Annotated in this window: 14 protein-coding genes; 4 read left to right on the top strand and 10 right to left on the bottom strand. The window is 64.1% G+C overall.

Annotation, left to right across the window (positions count from 1 at the left end):
* Positions 1-8 precede the first annotated feature (8 nt).
* Together CR917_RS24085 and CR917_RS24090 are read right to left on the bottom strand one after the other, a co-directional pair.
* The gene (locus CR917_RS24085; RefSeq protein WP_104573063.1) at positions 9-1,550 is read right to left on the bottom strand and encodes a class I adenylate-forming enzyme family protein; all 1,542 of its coding nucleotides are present in this window, start codon (positions 1,548-1,550) and stop codon (positions 9-11) included.
* A gap of 562 nt (positions 1,551-2,112) precedes the next feature.
* Positions 2,113-4,287, bottom strand: a complete 2,175-nt coding sequence (locus CR917_RS24090; RefSeq protein WP_104573064.1) for a TonB-dependent siderophore receptor — start codon at positions 4,285-4,287, stop codon at positions 2,113-2,115.
* Between the two features lie 175 nt (positions 4,288-4,462).
* Between CR917_RS24090 and CR917_RS24095 the strand changes: the two genes are divergently transcribed.
* Both CR917_RS24095 and CR917_RS24100 read left to right on the top strand, forming a co-directional pair.
* Positions 4,463-5,917, top strand: coding sequence for a DUF1254 domain-containing protein (locus CR917_RS24095; RefSeq protein WP_104573065.1), 1,455 nt, complete (start codon positions 4,463-4,465; stop codon positions 5,915-5,917).
* 33 nt (positions 5,918-5,950) lie between these two features.
* Entirely contained in the window at positions 5,951-7,444 is a 1,494-nt protein-coding gene (locus CR917_RS24100) for a DUF1254 domain-containing protein (protein ID WP_043862979.1), read from the top strand.
* A gap of 56 nt (positions 7,445-7,500) precedes the next feature.
* On the opposite strand, the gene CR917_RS24105 is transcribed toward CR917_RS24100, so the two are convergent.
* On the bottom strand, positions 7,501-8,064 hold the full coding sequence (locus CR917_RS24105) for a recombinase family protein (RefSeq protein WP_043862978.1): 564 nt from the start codon (positions 8,062-8,064) through the stop codon (positions 7,501-7,503).
* Between the two features lie 297 nt (positions 8,065-8,361).
* Here CR917_RS24105 and CR917_RS24110 point away from each other — a divergent pair, with 297 nt between their 5' ends.
* Both CR917_RS24110 and CR917_RS24115 read left to right on the top strand, forming a co-directional pair.
* Positions 8,362-9,429, top strand: a complete 1,068-nt coding sequence (locus CR917_RS24110; protein WP_104573066.1) for a fatty acid desaturase — start codon at positions 8,362-8,364, stop codon at positions 9,427-9,429.
* 187 nt (positions 9,430-9,616) lie between these two features.
* The gene (locus CR917_RS24115; RefSeq protein WP_104573067.1) at positions 9,617-10,762 is read left to right on the top strand and encodes a serine hydrolase domain-containing protein; all 1,146 of its coding nucleotides are present in this window, start codon (positions 9,617-9,619) and stop codon (positions 10,760-10,762) included.
* 45 nt (positions 10,763-10,807) lie between these two features.
* Here CR917_RS24115 and CR917_RS24120 read toward each other — a convergent pair whose 3' ends face one another.
* From CR917_RS24120 to CR917_RS24150, 7 genes are all read right to left on the bottom strand, one after another.
* Positions 10,808-11,395: an NTP transferase domain-containing protein gene (locus CR917_RS24120; protein ID WP_104573068.1), complete on the bottom strand. Its 588-nt coding sequence runs from the start codon at positions 11,393-11,395 to the stop codon at positions 10,808-10,810.
* Positions 11,379-12,425 carry an XdhC family protein gene (locus CR917_RS24125; RefSeq protein ID WP_104573069.1) on the bottom strand — a complete coding sequence of 349 codons (1,047 nt, stop codon included), beginning with the start codon at positions 12,423-12,425 and terminating at the stop codon, positions 11,379-11,381. Before CR917_RS24125 ends, CR917_RS24120 begins: the two co-directional genes overlap by 17 nt.
* Before the next feature lie 53 nt (positions 12,426-12,478).
* Positions 12,479-13,828, bottom strand: coding sequence for a cytochrome c (locus CR917_RS24130; RefSeq protein WP_104573070.1), 1,350 nt, complete (start codon positions 13,826-13,828; stop codon positions 12,479-12,481).
* 24 nt (positions 13,829-13,852) lie between these two features.
* Entirely contained in the window at positions 13,853-16,111 is a 2,259-nt protein-coding gene (locus CR917_RS24135) for a xanthine dehydrogenase family protein molybdopterin-binding subunit (protein WP_104573071.1), read from the bottom strand.
* Entirely contained in the window at positions 16,111-16,569 is a 459-nt protein-coding gene (locus CR917_RS24140) for a (2Fe-2S)-binding protein (protein WP_043862972.1), read from the bottom strand. The genes CR917_RS24135 and CR917_RS24140 overlap by 1 nt, the downstream gene beginning before the upstream one ends.
* Positions 16,570-16,697: 128 nt before the next feature.
* Positions 16,698-17,606, bottom strand: a complete 909-nt coding sequence (locus CR917_RS24145; protein ID WP_104573072.1) for a YncE family protein — start codon at positions 17,604-17,606, stop codon at positions 16,698-16,700.
* Positions 17,607-17,775: 169 nt separating this feature from the next.
* Entirely contained in the window at positions 17,776-19,026 is a 1,251-nt protein-coding gene (locus CR917_RS24150; RefSeq protein WP_054915403.1) for an aspartate aminotransferase family protein, read from the bottom strand.
* Positions 19,027-19,091: the final 65 nt, after the last annotated feature.

Raw genomic sequence — 19,091 nt, forward strand, 5'->3', positions numbered from 1 at the left:
TCCTGCCATCAGATCAGTCCTTGGGTGGTGAACTTGCCTGAGTCGGTTCTCGGCAAAGCTTCGAGGAATACGAAGTGGGTGGGCACCATGTGCCAGTCCAGCCGGGCTTTGCAGTGATCGAGCAGAGCTTGCTCGCTGGTCTGGTCATGGCCCGCTGCAAGCACGATGCAGGCCCTTGGCACGTGGCCGGCCGATTCGTCGGCGACAGGCACAACCAGCACCTCGGCCACCGCTGGGTGCGCGGCCAGGCACTGCTCGATTTCCAGCGGGTTGACCATCCAGATATTGCGTGCGAACACATCGTCCTTGCGGGCCACGTAGTAGAGGTAACCCTGAGCGTCCTGCTTGAACAGATCGCCAGTGCGGAACATCCGAGAATGACCGAAGGCATCGTGTACGAAGGCTTTGGCATTGGCCTCGGGCATGTTCCAGTACTCGAGCATCAGGTAGTCGCTGGTTACCAGCAGCTCACCGATTTGGCCGGGCTGGTCGATGGCTCGACCCTGTTCGTCCACAAGGCAAATGCTGATGCCAGGCAGGGGTTTGCCCACTGAAGTTGGGCGCTCGTCGATTTGCCCGGGGGGCAGGTAGCTGACGCGCTTGCACTCTGTGAGCCCGTAGCTGGAAAAGAGCTTCACCCTGGGCAGCACATTGCGTACCTGCTGAATTTGGCGGACGTGCAAGGCCTGTCCGCTGCTGGAAATGTAGCGCAGGCTGGGGACCCGAACCTGCCATTCAGGGCCAGCATTGGCTAGCAGGGAAAATACCGGGGGGAAGACATGCATCGCCGTGACTGCCTCGCGCTCGACAACCGCGAGCACATCGTCGGCGGTGCTGGCGGGGCGGCTTTCTATGACGCTGGTGGCGCCGGCGAACAGCGGCATCACCACGTTGTAGACGCCATAGTCGGAACCCAGCGTCGAATAGCTGAGGATGCGGTCGTCGGGTTTGATCTGCAGGTACTCGGTGACCCGGCTGCAGGCCGCTAGCATGATCCGATGATTGACCAGCACCCCTTTGGGATTGAAGCTCGAACCCGAGGTATAGAAGATCGAGGTGGGTTGCTCGGAGTCCATGACTAGCGGCATAGCGGCCGGGGCATTCTGATCCCTGTACGAGGCGATGGCATCAGCCAGTCGGATGACCTTTGGCGCAGCCGCGAATACCGGACCGGTGAGCAAAATCAGCTCCAGTCCGACTTCCTCAATCAGATCCGGCAGACCCTCGGTACAGTCGGTAATCAGCACACGCGTGCCTGAATCCTTGAGCTGATGAACCAGCTTCTCGCGACTTAGTGTGTGATGAGTTGCAGCGGTGATTGCCCCGACTTGCAGGATGGCCAGATAAGCAGCGATCAGCTCGACGGAAATGGCTGAGTACAGACCCACACGGTCGTCTGTTGCAATGCCCACCGTCTGCAGCAAGGAGGCGACGTCATCCGCATGCTGTTGCAGCACTTGATAAGGCGTTGTGATGCCATCCAGCACAATGGCCGACTTGGTAGGGTATTTAGTAGCATTATCTGCAATGACGTGATGGAGAAGCTGCATGGCTGAACATCCTTTCAGACTCAACGTTGGCAGTTACTTCGGTTTGTTATGCAGCAAGGCTTTCATCAGCCTTGGCTCTTCCGGATGACGAGGCAGTTCTATATTTATTATGGGGTGGTGGTTATTTAAAAGTGCCGGGCGGCTACGTGATGAAAAATATACTTCCATCTGGCGGGCAGGCCTGTCAAGTCGCGGTGCGACTGGGCAGAAGTTATTTTGTCACTGCCCGGTGACGTACTTAAGTTTTGAGTGTTAATGGTGTTTTTGGTCGAGAGGTGTTGGTTGCTGCAGTGGTAGGAAGTTTCCTATGATTGATAGCTTGTTTGATTCAGATATTGTGTTAAGTGGCGTTCAGTAGTTGCGAGATATTTTGATTGAAGTGAAAGGTGACATTATCTAAAGCGGATGGACCGCAACAGTTAAGTCATCACGGATTGAGGATGTCGCCCCAGAAAACCCACGCGCAATGGTTGAAGGGCAGGGACGGTTTGATCGAACGGCAGGACGTGCGTGGCGCACTGCGTACAGACAACAACACGGCGCATCCCTGCGCCACTTCACATCAGAAACTGTACTTGGCCGTGAGCATCATGTTGCGCGGTGTGCCGTAGGTGTCGCCGCCGTAGCTGGTCGAGTTGGAGATGGACGAGTAGTACTTGCGATCGAACACGTTGTTGGCGTTGAGCTGCAGGTCCAGGTTGCGGGTCAGCCGGTAGCCGGCCATCAGGTCGGTGACGGCGTAGCCACCCTGTTCCAGGCGATAGCTGCCACCGTTGGCCAGCGCCACGTCGTTGTACAGGCGGCTCTGCCACGACACGTTGCCGCCCACGCGCAGTTTCTCCAGCGGGCCCTGGAAGCGGTAGGTGGTGGTCAGCTTGAACAGGTGCTCGGGCGTGTCGGTGTCAAAGCGCTGGTTGACGTTCTGCGGGTTGGCGGCGTCCTTGAGGGTGTGCACGCGGGCATAGGTGTAGCCACCGCCCACCTGCCAGTTCTCGGTCAGCGCACCCTGCAGCTCGAAGTCGATACCCTGGCTGCGGATCTCGCCCGAGGCCTCGTAGCATTCGGTCTGCGGGCAGTTCGGCACGAACACCTGCACCGCACGGTTTTCCTGGTCGATGCGAAACAGCGCCAGGCTGGCGTTGAGCGCACCCTCGAAGTACTCGCCCTTGATGCCCACCTCGTAGTTCTTGCCCACGATCGGCTTGACCGGGGTGCCGGAGGTGCCCTTGCTGCTCTGCGGGGTGAAGATGTCGCTGTAGCTGACGTAGACCGAGTGATGCTCGTCCAGGTCGTAGATCAGCCCGGCATAGCGGGTGACGTTGCGGGTGACCTTGTAGTCGCCGTCGCCATCGCGGTTGTCGTAGTCATACCAGTCCAGGCGCCCGCCCAGGATCAGCTTGAGCGGGTCGGCCAGGCTCAGGCGGGTGGTCAGGTACACGCCATCCTGGGTGGTCACTTCGCGGCTGTTGCCGGTGTGGGTGAAGTTCGGCTTGCCGGCATCGATCGGCCAGTTGGGGTCGTAGGGGGCATAGTTGTGGGTGGTCATGTCGTAGATGCGCTTGCTGGCACCCACCACCAGTTCATGGGTGCGCCCCAGCGCTTCGAAGGGCCCGCTGACAAAGGCATCCACGCCGGCCTGGTTTTCATCGTGGGCCGACTGGTACACGGTGCGTGCCAGCGTGTTGTTGACCCAGCGCGACTGGTACGAGCCGGAGAACAGCGCGTTCTGCTCGGAATAGTTGGCGTTGACCTGCAGCTTCCAGTCGTTGGCCAGGCGCTGGCGTACCTCGGCAAAGACGGTGTTGATCTCCTGGTCCTTGTTCTCCCAGGGGGTACCCGGGTTGTACGAGCGCGGCAGGTTCAGGTGATGGCCGTCCAGGCCGATCATCGAGGCGCCCCAGAAGTAGTTGGTCTTGTCCTTCTGGTTGGAGAAGCCGAGGGTCAGGGTGGTGTCGTCGCTCAGGTCCGCCTCGGTGATGGCGTAGAACAGGCCGTGGGTCTCGTCCACGCCATCGACGAAGCTGTTGCTGTCGCGGTAGGACGTCACCACCCGACCGCGCAGGGTGCCGCTGTCGTTGAGCGGGCTGGAGGCATCGACCTCGCCGCGGTAGTCGTCCCAGCTGCCGGCCGCACCGGTGAGGGTGACCTTCTGTTCGGCCAGCGGGCGCTTGCGCACCAGGTTGATGGCTGCCGAAGGGTTGCCCGCACCGGTCACCAGCCCGGTGGCGCCGCGCACCACCTCCACCCGGTCGAACATCGCCAGGTTCGGCTGGGCGCCCACGGTCCAGCCCTGGTAGCCACTGGGGATGCCGTCGTACATCAGGTTGTCGATGTCGAAACCGCGCGCCGAGTACGTCTGCCGGCCAGGGCCGCTGGAGAAGTCGAGGAACAGCCCCGGGGTGGCCTTTACCACGTCGTTGATGCTGGTCATGGCCTGGTCGTCCATGCGCTGGCGGGTAATCACGGTAACGGCCTGGGGCGTTTCGCGCAGGGTCAGCGGCAGCTTGGTCGCGGTCGACATGGCGCCGGTGGTGTATGACTGGGTGCCTTCGGTGGTGCTGCCCAGTTGAGTGTTGACGATTTCGGTGGCGCCCAGCTCCAGGGTCGCAGCCTTGGCTGGCTGCGGTGTCGCAGAGCTGTCATCGGCCAGGGCGGGGGTCAGGGTGGCCATGCAGATGGCCATGGCCAACAGATTGCGGGGCAGGCCGGAGCAATGCGGCGGGGTAGGGCGCGACATGAAGGGTCCCAGTGGTAGTGATAAATATAATACATATGAGAATCGTTACCAAATGATGTGTCAAGGTGTGTCGCAATAAATAGCGGCGTTCTGGCCGATGCCGCGTCCTCTGCTAGGTTTCTAACCATCACCTTTTGTCACCCCACCCCCAGGCATACAGGCAAGGAAGCACCCGATGAACAAGACACCCCTGTTTTTCAGTGGATTGCTCGCTACCGCGGTACTGTTCGGTAGCACAGCGGCCCAGGCACAGACCCAGCCGGTAGTGCAGGTTTCCGGGCCCGAAGCGGATGTGAAGGTCACGGAAACCTACGTGCGGATGATGGCCAGGGAGGCGTACTTCTGGGGTTGGCCCATGGCCAACATCTTCAACCGCCGGCAGAAGTTCAAGGACCTGCCCGAGGCGGGGTTGATGGGCGGCATCGTGCCTGTGGCGCCGATCAACCACCTGTCGATGCTCACCGACTACATCTCGCCCGGGGAACGGCTCGTGGCCTGCCCCAACCAGGATGTGGTGTATGGCGCAGGCAGCATCGCCCTGGACATCGAACCCGTGGTGATCCAGGTACCGGACTTCGGCGACCGTTTCTGGGTGTACCAGATGGTGGACCTGCGCTCCGACAGCTTTGCCGAGCTGGGCAAGATGTACGGCACCAAGCCCGGCTTCTACCTGCTGGTGGGCCCGGACTGGAACGGCAAGGTGCCACAGGGCATCACCCAGGTGTTCCGCGCCAGCACCAACACCGGGTTCGTGATTCCACGGGTGTTCCAGGACGATACCGACGACGATCGCAAGGCCATCCAGCACTATCTGTCGGGCATCGACATGTACCCCTTGTCCAAGTACGACGGCAAGCCCAAGCAGCGTGACTGGAGCCAGTCGCCGAAATTCCCGGCCGAGGCGGCGGGTGAAGAGGAAACCCGCTGGGTGTTCCCGGAAACCTTCTTCGACGAGCTGCCGGCGATTCTCAAGGATGCCAGGCCGCTGCCCGGCGAAGAGGCGCGCTATGCGCAACTGACGGTGCTGGCGCAGATAGCCCAGCGCGATCCCGAGCTGAAGAAAGCCATGATCGACGAGGCGCAGAAGGCTGACAGCGAGGTGGTCAAGCCGTTGCTGCAATTTCGCAACTACGGCCAGCAGTTGCCCCACCACTGGAGCACCATCAGCAACGGCGCGGCGTTCGGCACCGATTATTTCCTGCGCACCGCGGTGGCCCGTTCGAACATCTTCGTCAACAAGCAGATCGAGACCAAGTACTTCTACCAGGACCTGGATGCCTCCGGCACCCGGCTCAACGGTGGCCAGCGCTACAGCGTGACCTTCCCCAAGGGCGCGCTGCCGCCGGTCAAGGGGTTCTGGTCGTTGACGCTGTACAACCAGCAGCACTTCTTCGCCGAAAACCCCTTGGGGCGCTACTCCCTGGGTACCAAGAACACGTCGCTCAAGACCAACCCCGATGGCTCGCTGACGCTCTACGTACAAAGCGATTCGCCCGGCGCGGACAAGGAGAGCAACTGGCTGCCCGCGCCCAAGGGGGCCGACTTCTCGCTCTACGTGCGGGCCTATTGGCCACAGGCGGCGGCGATGAACGGCCAGTGGACGCCGCCGGCCGTGGTCAAGGTCAACTGAACGGATTACCCCATCGCGCCACGAGGACACCTCATGAACCGTTTGAGCAGCACCGTGACGGCCCTGGCCGTAGCCATTTCCCTGAGCAGCGTGGCCAATGCCGCCACCCGTTACGAAGAACTGGCCAACCAGCCCTTCGAAAAGGGCTTCCCGACCGAAGCAACCGCACGCAGCCTCATCGACGAGCTGGTGTTCCAGCGCGCCGTGCAGTCGTACCTGTGGGCGTTGCCGGCGATCAACATCTGGTCGATGAAGGAGGCCTCCGAGAAGCACTTCGGCGCCGGCTACAACATCCTGCCCACCTGGAAGAAACGCATCAACGCCAAGACACTGGTGACCACGCCCAACTCCGACCTGGTCTACGCCATGAGCTACCTGGACCTGGCCAAGTACGGCCCGCTGGTGGTCGAAGCCCCGCCTGGGGTGCAGGGCATGTTCGACGACTTCTTCCAGCGCCCCATCGTCGGCCCGACCATCGACGGCAAGACCTGGCGCGGCGACGTGGGCCTGGCCGGCCCTGACAAGGGCAAGGGTGGCACCTACGTGCTGTTGCCGCCGGGCTACAATGGCCCGGAGCCGACCGAGGGTTACGTCTATCGCTCGCGCACCAACAACGTGTTCCTGTTCTGGCGCACCTTCTTCAAGGACCCCAACGACCTCAGCGTGCCGGTGGCCGAGGTCGAGCGCACCAGGATCTATCCGCTGGGCAAGAAGGACTCGGCACTGGCGATGCAGTTTCCCGATGCCACCGGCGCACCGATCAACATGCTGTTCCCCGAGGACGGTCGCTACTTCGACATGCTGTCGCGCTTCATCGACGCCGAAGCGGTGGACCCGGCCGACATGGACATGCGCGGGTTCCTGCACACCCTGGGCATCGAGAAGGGCAAGCCCTTCGCCCCGGATGCCGAACGGCGCAAGTTGCTCGATGAAGCGGCGCGCACCGCGTTCAAGATGAGCAAGGTGGTCACCAGCCACCTGCTGCCCAAAGAGCCTGGCGGCCTGTACTACAAGGATCGCCAGTTCGTGAACACCTTTGCCGGGGAGAACACCGAGTTCCAGGCCAGTGGCACCTTCACCAACCTGGAGCAGCGCGTGGCGTTCTTCACCTCGGCCTATTCGGACAGCCCGGGCATGGTGATGAACCTGGTCGGCGCCGGTGCCAAATACCCGGCCACCACCCGCGATGCCGAGGGCAAGTTCCTCGACGGTGCCCACACCTACAAGCTCAACCTGCCGGCGAACGTGCCGGCGGCCTTGTTCTGGTCGGTTACCGCCTACGACAACCTCACGGCATCGGGCCTGGACAACGGCCAGCCGTTCCCGTCGCTCAACCAGATGGACAAGCCGACGCCCAACAGCGACGGCTCCACCGACATCTACTTCGGCCCCACCTCGCCGGGCGAGGGCAAGAACTGGATCAAGACCCTGCCAGACAAGGGCTTTCTGGTGATCGTGCGGTTGTATGGGCCCAAACAGGCGTTCTTCGACCAGAGCTGGAAGCCGAGCGACCTGGTCAAGCAGTGAGGGTAGCCCAGGCGGCCTGGAACAACTAGTACCCAGGGCTCTTCTTCTGAAGAGCCCTAGGTCGATTTCAAATACCGATATAACGTCTGGCGACTGATATCGAAATCACGCGCCAGCCGGGATTTACTTTCTCCCGCGCGGGCGCGCTCAATTAAACTTACAACCTGATTGTCGGACAGTTTCTTCTTTCGACCTCGGTAGGAACCCCGATTTCTTGCAGTTGCAATACCGGCGGCCTGTTTTTCGCGCAGTGCCGCGCGCTCGAACTCTGCAAGCAACTCCATGGCCGCGACGATGGGGCCCGCAACTTCACGGCCGTCATCTCGGAATGTCAGGTTTTCATCCACAAACTTGAGCGTGACCTGTTTTTCGATCAAGCGGCGAATGAAGTTGCACAACTGCTCGGTATTGGCCGAAAGCGAGGCCATGCTGTCCACGATCACGGTATCCCCGCACTGCAGGTAACGCAGCAGCTTTTCAAAGCCTGCGCGGTGGGTGGCCGTGTCTGCAGGGGCATCGTAAAACACCGCGTCGAAGGCATCGGGGCTGGCTGGGCTGGGTACGCTGGCGTCTGGTTTCGGTGAGGCGAGCCGGCAATATCTGATGCGATGCAATCTCATGGTGCCTCCTTGGCAATACTTGTACGGCGTCGTTTTATAACTGTACAACCTGTAACTAAATTAAAAATCCTTACACGTAACTGTCACGCTGAACCCACCCAAAATACACAGTTGCAAAGACTTTTACTTGCCTTATCATTTTGAAGCTTGAAAGGATCTTAACAAGCTTCACGCAAACAGTCGATTTGCGTTCATATAATGCGCGCATGCATTCACCTACCCGTTGTATAGCCCGAACAATTGACGCGGCCGGTTTGTCCTGGCGGGGGATTGTCCGACACAAACAGAGGATGAGGTATGAAAGTCTTGGAGGCAGCAATGGAACTTGAACGCCCCACTACCGATCAGCAAAAGATTGATCATGTTACCCGGCGTATTACCGAACATGGTAATTACCTGCGCCAGCGCTATCCGATCCTGCAACATCAGAATGCGCTGGGTGCAGGTGTCATGGCGGTGTCCCTGATCGGCATGGTGGTGAGTGGGGGGCTCTACCTGCAGGGGGCCATTCCTGCCTGGGGCTGCATTCTGATCAACGCGCTGCTGACCTCGTTCATTCATGAAATAGAACACGATCTGATTCATCGTCTTTATTTCAGAAAACAGCCGCTGGCGCACAATGCCATGATGTTTTTATGCTGGTTGGCTCGGCCGGGAATGCCCAGCCCCTGGTTAAGGCGAAGTTTGCACTTTCATCACCATAAAGAGTCAGGCACCGAGACGGATGTGGAAGCCTGGATCACCACCAGTGGCAGCCCCTGGGGTGTATTGCGGTTGTTGAAACTGGTGGACGGGTTCATCTTCGGTTTTCTCAATGCGGTATTTGCCCCAGGCTGGCGGGAGAAAGTCCGCTTGCTGGTCAAGATCGTCCGGCTCAATACACCCTTCGGGCTGTTGTACTGGGGTTGCTGGTATGTGTTTCTCGGCTACCACCTGTATGCCTGGCTTGGCGCGGTCAGCGGGCACGAGGTGCACAGTTCCGCGACCACCCTGGCGGTGATGGACGTGGTCAACAGTGTGGTCGTGATTCTGGTCGCGCCCAACCTGATCCGGCAGTTCTGCCTGTTTTTCATCAGTTCGAACATGCACTATTACGGTGATGTGGCACCGCGCAATGCGCTGCAGCAAACTCAGGTCATGAACGCCTGGTGGCTATGGCCGTTTCAATTGTTCTGCTTCAACTTCGGCAGCACCCACAGTATTCACCACTTCGTTGTCAGGGACCCGTTCTACCTGCGCCAGATGACCGCGCCTTATGCGCATCAAGTCATGGCCGAGGCCGGTGTTCGGTTCAATGACTTCGGCACCTATAAACGCGCGAACCGTTATTCCCTGGCACACACGCACACGCGCTCGCGTGGATGAACGTTCCATCAACCTGTGTGTTTGAGGGGGCGCCCCAGGGGGCGCAGTCGATAGTCAGGTTCACGAGCCAACAGTAATGCGTTCGGGTCTGTCAGGCGCCGAGACAATCATTGTCGCCTGGCAGGTCTGCTACGCAGCAACGTCGCTCGGTTACAGGGCAACATTTCAACGACGAGGAAGACGAGGCATGAAAGCGCAAGGGATATGTGCCCAGCCCTTCGAGGCGGTCCGGCAGGCCTTCGAAGCGATGTTCGATGATCCGCAGGAGCGGGGTGCCGGGCTCTGTGTGCAGGTGGACGGGGAGCGGGTCGTCGACCTGTGGGCCGGTGTGGCGGACCAGGAGGGCGGCAGGCCCTGGACGCACGACACGCTGGCCAACACCTTCTGTGTTGTAAAACCCTATGTGGCAGTGGCCATCCTGATGCTGGTCGAGGCGGGCCGGCTGGAACTGGATGCGCCGGTGGCCCGCTACTGGCCCGAGTTCGCCCGCAACGGCAAGGCCAGGGTCAGTGTGCGTCAGGTGATGAACCACACCGCCGGCCTGCCGGCGCTGCGGGGCCCCGACCATAACCCGATGATGTATGACTGGGAGCACATGGTGCGGGTGCTGGAAGACGAGCCGCTGTGGTGGGAACCGGGCACCGACCTGGGCTACGGCACCACCACCTTTGGCTGGATTCTGGGCGAGCTGATTCGTCGGGTGGACGGGCGCGACCCCTGCGCCTTCATCCATGAACAGATGCTGGACCCTCACGGCCTGGACGTGCACCTTGGGGTGGACGAGACGCAGTTTCACCGTATCGCTCGCTTCGACAGTGCCACCGGGCGCGTTGGCGACCCCTACTCGCAAGCGCTGCGCACGGTGGTGAAGACCGAGCCCTCGCATATCGCCACATTCGCATTCACCAACCCCGGCATGGTGCCCCGGCGCACCAGTGACCCGCGCTGGTGGGCCTATCGGCAACCGGGGGTGTGTGGCCATGCCACCGCTCACGGCCTGGCCGGTTTCTACAGTGCGCTGCTGGCGGGCCACTTCATCGGCCCTGAACTGCTCGACGAATTCACCCGAGAGCACAGTCATGGCATGGATCGGGTATGGATGCGGCCAATGCGCTACGGGCTGGGCTGCATGCTGGAGCAGCAAATCGACCCGGCGGCTACCCACGCCATGGGCCCGGACACCTTCGGCCATATCGGGCTTGGCGGCCCGATCAGCTTTGCCGACCCCGAGCGGCGCGTGAGTTTCGGTTTCGTCACCACGACCTCGGGCGGCCACAGCATGATCGATCCGCGCCCCGGCCGGCTGTCAGCCCTTGTCTATGCGGCGCTTTGAGCGCGGCGCCAGCGTGCAGCGGCAGTTGCGCGCGGGTGGCGTCGCTCACCTCGAGCCAGCCGGGATGTCCCGCGGCTGATCCACATCCCTGATGACGCCCGCATCTTCCACCGGCACCTGGACGCAGGCGTCGTGCGCGCCGCGCACGATGTCCTTGCCGCCCTGATCGCCCTGCAGGCATGCCAGGGCCGGCCAGAACTGTCGACCGAAGATCACCGGATGCCCACGCACCCCGTGATGCAGCGGCAGCACGATCTGCCGGGCGTTGTACAGGGCCTTCAACTGCTTGAGCGTCTGCCCCTGCACCCAGGGCATATCGCCCAGCAACACCGCCACGGCCGGGGCCGGTGACTGTTCCAGCGCACGCACCCCGGCTGCCAGGCTGCTGCCCATGCCCTGGTCGGCCTGCTCGGCCCACAGAACCCGTACCCGCCCGTCAATTGCCAGGTTCGCGGGATCGTCCCCGGGCCTGAGCACCACCCGGACGTCGTCGAACGCCTCCAGTGCCCGTGCCAGCGTGGCTGCCAGCAGCGTTTGCCCCGACGCCAGCCGTGCCAGGCGTTTGTCGCTGCCAAAGCGCCTGGCACGGCCTGCAGCCAGCACCAGGGCGATGCAGTCACCCTGGGTGCGCACAACACGATGCCTGAGTCAGTGGCGGGTGCTCCACCCGGGGCTGGGTCGGCCCCGCGCCGACAGCGCCGGGCAGGGGCACGCCGTTCTTCACCGCCAGCACCTCGGCCATCACGCTCACCGCAATCTCCCCTGGGGTCTTGCTGGCGATATAGAGCCCGATGGGCCCATGCAGGCGCCGCAGCGATTCCGGCGTCTGGCCAAAATGCCCGATCAAGCGCTGGCGGCGGCTCTCGCTGTTGCGCCGCGAGCCAATCGCCCCGATGTACATCGCCGGCCCGCGCAGCGCTTCGATCAGCGCCAGGTCATCCAGCCTGGGGTCATGGCTCAGGGCAATCACGCAGGTGCGAGCATCCACCGCAAACGCGCGCACCACGTCGTCCGGCATGCCCATCAGCTTCTCTACCCCGGCGACCGTCCACACGTCCATGTGCTCGGGCCGCGGATCACACACCGACACCTTGAACCCGTTGAACAGCGCCATCACCGCCACGTACTCGGCCAGCACACCGGCGCCGATCAGCAGCATCCGGTAAGCCGGCCCCAGCGGGTTGCTCATGCGCTGCCCATCGAAGCTGAACGGTGCATGGGGCTGGTCGGCCCGCACCGTCACCTCACCCGAGGCCAGGTCAAGCTCGCGGCGCATCAGTACTCCCTCATCGAGAAGCCCCAGCAATCGGCCCAGCGCCTGCGCGCAGGGTGCGAACTCCAGCACCAGTTCCAGGGTGCCGCCACATGGCAGGCCGAACCGGTGCGCCTCGTCCGCACTCACGCCGTAGCGCACCACCTGGGGCGCGCCGCCTGGCATCCCCGGCCCGCCATGGAGGCTGCTGTACCGGTCAATCAGGTCGTCCTCGATGCACCCGCCCGACACACTGCCCACCGCGCGCCCGTCCTGCCTGAGCACCATCATCGAGCCCACCGGTCGCGGCGACGAGCCCCAGGTGCGCACCACGGTGGCCAGCAGGCAGCGCTCGCCGCCGGCAAGCCACTCCCGGGCAGTTCGCAGCACCAGCAGGTCAATGCTTTCCATGGGGCGTCCTCGACAGGCGTTGCAATGGCATGGGGGCTTCCTGGTTGTGATGCTCAACGCATCTGCAAGATGATCGGGTTGCTGCTGGCCGGCCCGGTGTGCTCGCGCAGCTTGCCCACCGCCTTGGCCTCTACCGCGCCACCGTGATTGCCCCAGGTGCTGCGCACAAAACTCAGCACCTCGGCAATTTCCCGGTCCGACAGCTGTTCGCGAAATGCCGGCATGCGGTAGGCGTCCGGCACGCCCGCGGCGACGATGCGCTGCGAGCCGTTCAGGGTGATGTTGATGGCCGATGCGTCCTCCCTGGCCAGCGCCGAGGTGGCGCCGGCCAGGGGTGGCATCCACTCGGCCTGGCCGCGCCCGTCCAGGCCATGGCAGGTCGCGCAGCGGCTCACGTAGGTGCGCGCGCCGGGGGCCGTGGATGCGGCCGACAGCTCGCTCGCCTGGTACTGCCATGCCGGCCCGTCGCGGCTGGGGTCGCCGGGCAGCGACTTGAGGTAGTGCGCGATCGCGCCCAGGTCTTCGTCGCTCATGAACTGCGTGGAATTGTTGAACGCCTCGGTCATCGAGCCGTACACCACCGCGTGCCGGTTGCGCCCGTGCTTGAGGAAGCTGACGATATCCGCCTCGTTCCAGCGCCCAAGCCCGGTGTTGGGGTCGTTGCGCAGGCTCGGCGCATACCAGCCATCCAGCAGCCCGCCGGCCAGGTACGTCTTGCTGGCCTCGCTCAGGCCCTTCTCGTTGAAGGCCAGGCCGCGCGGCGTATGGCAACTGCCGCAGTGGCCCGGCCCCTGCACGATGTAGGCGCCGCGGTTCCACTGCGCATCCTGGTCCGGCTTGGCCGGGTAGGGCGCGGGGTCGGTGAACAGGCCGTTCCACAGCGCAATCGGCCAGCGCAGGCTCAGTGGCCAGGGGATTTCGCTGGGCTTGTTGGCCTGCGCCGCCGGGCTCACCCCGTGCATGAAGAAGGCATACAGCGCGCGGATATCGTCGTCACTGAGCTTGGCGTACGAGGGGTAGGGCATGGCCGGGTACAGCCGGCGACCGTCCGGGGTCACCCCATGGCGCACGGCGCGGTCGAAGTCGGCCAGGCTGTAGGCGCCGATGCCGGTGGCGCGGTCGGCGGTGATGTTGGTGGCGTAGATCGCGCCCAGCGGGGTGGCCATCTTCAACCCGCCGGTAAACGGCGCCGCCTCTGGCAGGCTGTGGCAGGCCACGCAGTCGCCCAGCCGCGCCACGTACTCGCCGCGTTGCACCAGGGCCGGGTCTGGCGGTGCGGCACTGGCCTGGGCAGCGAAGGGCGAGGCCGGTGTGCGGGTGACGTACCAGGCCATTGCGGCGGCCACCACGAGGCACAGCAGCGCGAAACAGCCCAGCGTTGTTGCGAGTCGACTCTTGGTCATGTGCGCGATGTCCCTGATCGAGGCCTAGCTGAAGGTGTAGCGCGACAGCGGCATGCTGCGGATGCGCTGGCCGGTCAGGTGCGCCACCGCGTTGGCCACCGCCGGGGCCACCGCCGGCAATGGCGGCTCGCCGATACCGCCCATCTTCGCGCCGCTCTCGACGATGCGTACATGCACCCGTGCCATGCGCTGCGCCGACAGGATCGGGTACAGGTCATAGTTGCGCGCGCGCGGCTGGCCGTTCACGTACACCGCTTCCTCCACCAGTGCCTGCGACAGCCCAAGCGACACCGCGCCATTGACCTGCGCCTCGATGATCGCCGGGTTGACGATGCTGCCGGGGTCGATGGCCTCCCAGATATCGTGCACCTTCACCTGGCCCTGCTCGATGGACACCTCGGCGATCACCGCCGCCTCCGAGCCGAACGGCGAGGCCATGGCCACACCCCGAGCGCGCCGCGAGCCGTCCTCGGCGGTGAACGGGCCACGCTTCCAGCCACCGGACAGATCGCCCACCGCCTGCAGCAGGTTGGTCAGGCGCTGGTTGTCGCGCAGCAGGTGCAGGCGCAGTTCGAACGGGTCCTGCTTGCCCTTGTCGGCCAGCTCATCGAGGAACGCCTCATAGAAGAAGTCATTCAGCGAGTTGCCCACCGAACGCCAGTAACCGAGCATCGCCGGGCCTTTCACATAGACCTGGGCGATACGTTTGCTGGGGATGGCGTAGGCCTTGCCCGACAGCCCTTCGAGTGCCGTGGGGTCGATTTTCTCGCCCTGCTTGCCGGCGATGGCTTCGGTGGGGCCTTCGGTGGCGCTGACTGCCTCGATGGCCACCGGCAGGCCCTGGGCGTCGAGTGCGGCGCGGAACTTGACCACGGCCATGGGGCGCAGCACGTCACGCAGAAACTCCTCTTCGCGGCTCCAGATCAGCTTGACCGGGCGCCCGACTGCCTTGGCCAGCAGGATCGCCTGCGGGTAGGGGTTGGCGCTGTCGTACAGGAAGTGGCGGCCGAAAAAGCCGCCCAGCAGCGGCGAATGCAAGGTGATCTGCGCCGGGTCCAGGCCGGTGCGCTTGGCCATGTCGGCGCGGAACATGTCGGGCGCCTGGTTGGGCAGCCACACCTCCAGCGTGCCGTCGGGGTTGAAGCGCGCCAGGGCCGAAGGCGGCTCCAGCTGCGCATGGTTGAGGAACTGGTTGTGGTAGGTGGCCTCCACCTGGGTGGCGGCGTCGGCAAAGGCTTTGCCGAAGTCGCCTTCATTCTCTTCGTCGCGGGCCGGGCCGGTGGCCGCGGCCAACTGGTCGCGAAAGGCGTCACTGGAAAAGTCCGCAGGCATCTGGCGCACCTTCGCGTCGGCCGATGCCTCCAGCCACTGCACCTGCACGGCCTCCACCGCGCGCTTGGCGTGCCACCAGCGCTCGGCCACCACGGCCACCGCACCGGGCAGCCGATGCACCGAATGCACGCCCTTCATGGCTTTCACCTGCGCCTCGTTGCGCAGCTCGCCCACGCGCATGCCCAGGCGCGGTGCATGCTGCACCGCGGCATGCAGCATGCCGTCGACCTTCACGTCGATGCTGTACACGGCCTTGCCGGTGGACTTGTCATAGGCGTCCACCCGTTGCACTGGCTTGCCGATCCAGCGGAACTGGCTGGGGTCGCGCAGCGTCACGCTGGCAGGGTCTGGCACGGGCAGGTCCATGGCCTGGGCTGCCAGTTCGCCATAGCCCAGCGTGCGCCCCGACGCGGCGTGTATCACCCGGCCGGGCTCGGTGCTCAGGTCGCCCACCGGCACGCCCAGGCGCTCGGCAGCGGCCTGCAGCAGCATGGCGCGGGCCAGGGCGCCGAGGCGGCGCATGGTCGGGTAGCTGGTGCGCACCGACATGCTGCCGCCGGTGATACGCATGCCGTTGTCCATCACCACGTACTGCTCGCCGGGCGGTGCGCTGTCGATCAAAAAGGTGGCGGGGTCGGCATCGAGCTCTTCGCCCACGATCTGCGCCATGGCCGTGAAGATGCCCTGGCCGCCCTCCATGAACGGGCTGAGCAGGCGGATGCGGCCGTCCGGGCGGATCTCCAGGAAGGCCGGCACCTGGGTGCCGGGCGCCGGTGCGTTGCCCGTGGCGGCCTGCACACGGCTCAGGCCCAGGGGCAGGCCGAAGCCCAGCACCAGTGCGCCCACTGCCGTGCCGGCGCTTGCCAGCAGAAAGCTGCGGCGGGAGATATTGACCGGCTCGCCCACAGGGAAGGGCTGGGCCACGCCGGTAACGCGCAGGCTGTCGTTCATCAGGCGTTCTCCTGCGCGGCGGCCACGTCGTGCACGGCGGCATGGATGGCGTTGTAGGTGCCGCAACGGCACAGGTTGACCATTGCGGCAGCAATCTGGGCATCGCTCGGGTGCGGGGTGTGCTTGAGCAGGGCGGTGGCCGCCATCACCTGGCCCGACTGGCAGTAACCGCACTGGGCCACCTGGTGCTTGACCCAGGCGCTGACCACGCGCTTGCCCACGGCGTCGGCCTCCACGGCTTCGATGGTGGTGATTTCGCGCCCCACCACGCCGGCCACCGGGGTCACGCAGGCACGCACCACGGCGCCGTCCACCAGCACCGAGCAGGCGCCGCACTGGGCCAGGCCGCAGCCGTACTTGGTACCGGTCAGGCCCAGGTCATCGCGGATCACCCACAGCAGGGGCGTGTCCGCGTCAGCATCGACCTCGTAGGTCGTCTGGTTGATTCGCAGTTGCATGGCTCACCCGTCATCAGTCGGTCAGGTCTTGATTTCTTATGGGCGTGGCCGTGCGCAAGGCGCAGGCCACCCATAGACGCTAGCACACGGGGCGGCGGGGGCCGTTGAAGGGGCGGGTCAGGTGACGATCAGCAGGGGCTGGCCAGGTCCAGCTTGGCCACGAAGGCGCCGGTGAAGAAGTCCACCACCTCGCCACGATGGCTCAGCACGTGGTCGCCAAACCAGTCAGCGGCCAGTCGCGCCTTGGGCATGATGGTGGTCTCGGTATGGCCGGTGGCGGTTGCGATGATGAGATTGCCGGTGAGCGTGGAGCTGTCGGTGGGCGAGGTCGGCAGGCACAGGTGGCTGCCGGATTCGTTGAACAGGATCCGGCCCGAGCCGACATGGCCATACGCACTGACGTCTTTGGTCCATACCGTTGCGCCCTCGCGGTCGCAGCACAACAGCCGGTTGTTTTCCCCGGTCACGAACAGGTACTGCCCGTCGCGGGAAAAGCGCAGGCTGCGCACCTTTGCCTCCAGCGGCACGCTGACCCTGCCGACTTCGCCGCTGGCGCAATCGACCGTCAGCACGCCATTGCGGGCACGCTCGTCGGGGGCCCAGAGCCTGCCCAGCAGCGGGTCGATGCTGCCGAACCTGGCGTCCACGTCACGCTCCACAGGGTCGCTGTGTTCACCGCTGTCCAGGTCGATGATCACCGGGCGTTTCTTGCCATTGGCCACGCTGACCAGCGCGTAGCGGGCGCTGGGGTCGAAGCGTGCCCAGTACGACAGCAGGTTCTGGGTTGCATGCAGCGGCGCGCCGTCGTGCACAAGGTTCAGCCGCGAGCGGCTGGCCCCGCGCACCACCAGCCACTTGACCCCGCTCAGCGCGATGCGGCGTTGGTCGCGCGCGATGTCCCACACGCTGTCGTCGGGCTGGGCGAAAGTCGGCCGGCTCAGGGTGCCGGTGTCGGGATGGTACTGCACGAGGCAGGGCGGGCGAACGGTGTCGTCCTTGTCGAAGAACACCAGGCGGCGCGGTACATCGATGTACATTGGGACTCCCAGGGCCAGCGTGCGAAACGATGCAGGATAAAGCCTGATTGCGCTGGGCAAAAGCACTTGTCGGCTGGCCAGCCTCCGTAACGCGCGGGCGCACGTACGGATTGCTGGCTATGGCATCAAGACACGGGATGGGAGGTCGTGATCAGCGGGCGGGTCAGTTTTATGACAGTTCTGCCAGGCAGCGCTCCAGGATATCCAGCCCGCGCTCCAGCACGTCTGCCTCGGCGGTCAATGGCGCCAGCAACCTGATGATGTGCCGCGCCTTGCCCGCCGGCATTAGCAGCAGCCCGGCCGCGCGTGCCTTCTCCAGCACCTCGGCCAGCTGCGCGGTGGCCGGCTTGCCTTGTGGCGTGACCAGCTCGATGCCGCGCATGGCGCCCACACCGGTCAGGCGCCCGAGGTACGGCGTCAACCCGCGGGCCTTCCACGCTTCATACCGCCCGACGATGGCGCGCTCCTGCAACTCGCCCCAGGTCGCCAGGTTGGCATCGCTCATCAGTTCCAGGGTCGCCAACCCTGCCGCACAGGCCAGCGGGTTGCCCGAATAGGTGCCGCCCAGGCCACCCTTGGGCAGGCTGGCCATCAGCTCGCGCCGGCCTACCACCGCTCCCAGCGGCACGCCGCCGGCAATGCTCTTGCCCAACAGCAGCAGGTCCGGCTCGATGCCCAGCCGCGGGAAGCCGAAGCGCTGGCCGGTGCGGCCAAAGCCCGACTGGATCTCGTCGATGATGATCAGGATGCCGTGTGCATCGCAGAACGTGCGCAGGGCCTGGGCAAAGGTGGGGTCCATTGCCAGGAAGCCGGCTTCGCCCTGCACCGGCTCGAAGATGAAGCAGGCCACTTCGTTGACGTCGATCTCGACGCTGAACAGGCGCTCCAGCGCCTGCATCGCCTGCTCGCCGGTCACGCCGTTGTCGGCGCTGGGGTAGGGCAGGTGGAACACCGGGCCGGGCAGCACGCCGACCTTCTGCTTGTAGGGCGCCACCTTGCCATTGAGGTTGAGCGTGGCCAGGGTACGTCCGTGGAAGCCGCCATCGAAGGCCACCACCGCCGTACGCCCGGTGGCGGCGCGCGCCACCTTCAGGGCGTTCTCCGCCGCCTCGGCGCCACTGTTGGTGAGCATGCCTGCCATCGGGTAGCTCAGTGGCACGAACGCCTCCAGGCGTTGCATGAACTGCACATAGGGCCCGTGCGGGACGGCGTTGAACGCCGCATGGGTCAGTTGCGTGGCCTGGTGCTGGATGGCGCTGACGATCGCCGGGTTGCAATGCCCCAGGTTGAGTACGCCGATACCGCCCACGAAGTCGATGTAGTGCTTGCCATCGGTATCCCACACCTGGGCATTGCGCCCGTGTGAAAGTGTAATGGGATGCACAATGGAAAGAGATCGGCTGATTGTTTCGTGCGTCATGGGCAAGTACCTGGGTGACGGAAGTTTTTATATATCTAAGCCAACATCCGGCAAACGCCACAAGC

Origin of the sequence: Pseudomonas sp. BRM28 (assembly GCF_002939405.1) — a bacterium.
GTDB classification, from domain to species: Bacteria; Pseudomonadota; Gammaproteobacteria; order Pseudomonadales; family Pseudomonadaceae; genus Aquipseudomonas; species Aquipseudomonas palmensis.

Excerpts from the sequence above, each read along its gene's own strand:
- CR917_RS24110 (WP_104573066.1), top strand. The coding sequence starts at position 8,362 with ATGAAAGTCTTGGAGGCAGCAATGGAACTTGAACGCCCCACTACCGAT.
- CR917_RS24145 (WP_104573072.1), bottom strand. The coding sequence starts at position 17,606 with ATGTACATCGATGTACCGCGCCGCCTGGTGTTCTTCGACAAGGACGAC.
- CR917_RS24090 (WP_104573064.1), bottom strand. The coding sequence starts at position 4,287 with ATGTCGCGCCCTACCCCGCCGCATTGCTCCGGCCTGCCCCGCAATCTG.
- CR917_RS24150 (WP_054915403.1), bottom strand. The coding sequence starts at position 19,026 with ATGACGCACGAAACAATCAGCCGATCTCTTTCCATTGTGCATCCCATT.
- CR917_RS24140 (WP_043862972.1), bottom strand. The coding sequence starts at position 16,569 with ATGCAACTGCGAATCAACCAGACGACCTACGAGGTCGATGCTGACGCG.
- CR917_RS24085 (WP_104573063.1), bottom strand. The coding sequence starts at position 1,550 with ATGCAGCTTCTCCATCACGTCATTGCAGATAATGCTACTAAATACCCT.
- CR917_RS24135 (WP_104573071.1), bottom strand. The coding sequence starts at position 16,111 with ATGAACGACAGCCTGCGCGTTACCGGCGTGGCCCAGCCCTTCCCTGTG.
- CR917_RS24105 (WP_043862978.1), bottom strand. The coding sequence starts at position 8,064 with ATGAGATTGCATCGCATCAGATATTGCCGGCTCGCCTCACCGAAACCA.
- CR917_RS24095 (WP_104573065.1), top strand. The coding sequence starts at position 4,463 with ATGAACAAGACACCCCTGTTTTTCAGTGGATTGCTCGCTACCGCGGTA.
- CR917_RS24125 (WP_104573069.1), bottom strand. The coding sequence starts at position 12,425 with ATGGAAAGCATTGACCTGCTGGTGCTGCGAACTGCCCGGGAGTGGCTT.
- CR917_RS24115 (WP_104573067.1), top strand. The coding sequence starts at position 9,617 with ATGAAAGCGCAAGGGATATGTGCCCAGCCCTTCGAGGCGGTCCGGCAG.
- CR917_RS24130 (WP_104573070.1), bottom strand. The coding sequence starts at position 13,828 with ATGACCAAGAGTCGACTCGCAACAACGCTGGGCTGTTTCGCGCTGCTG.
- CR917_RS24100 (WP_043862979.1), top strand. The coding sequence starts at position 5,951 with ATGAACCGTTTGAGCAGCACCGTGACGGCCCTGGCCGTAGCCATTTCC.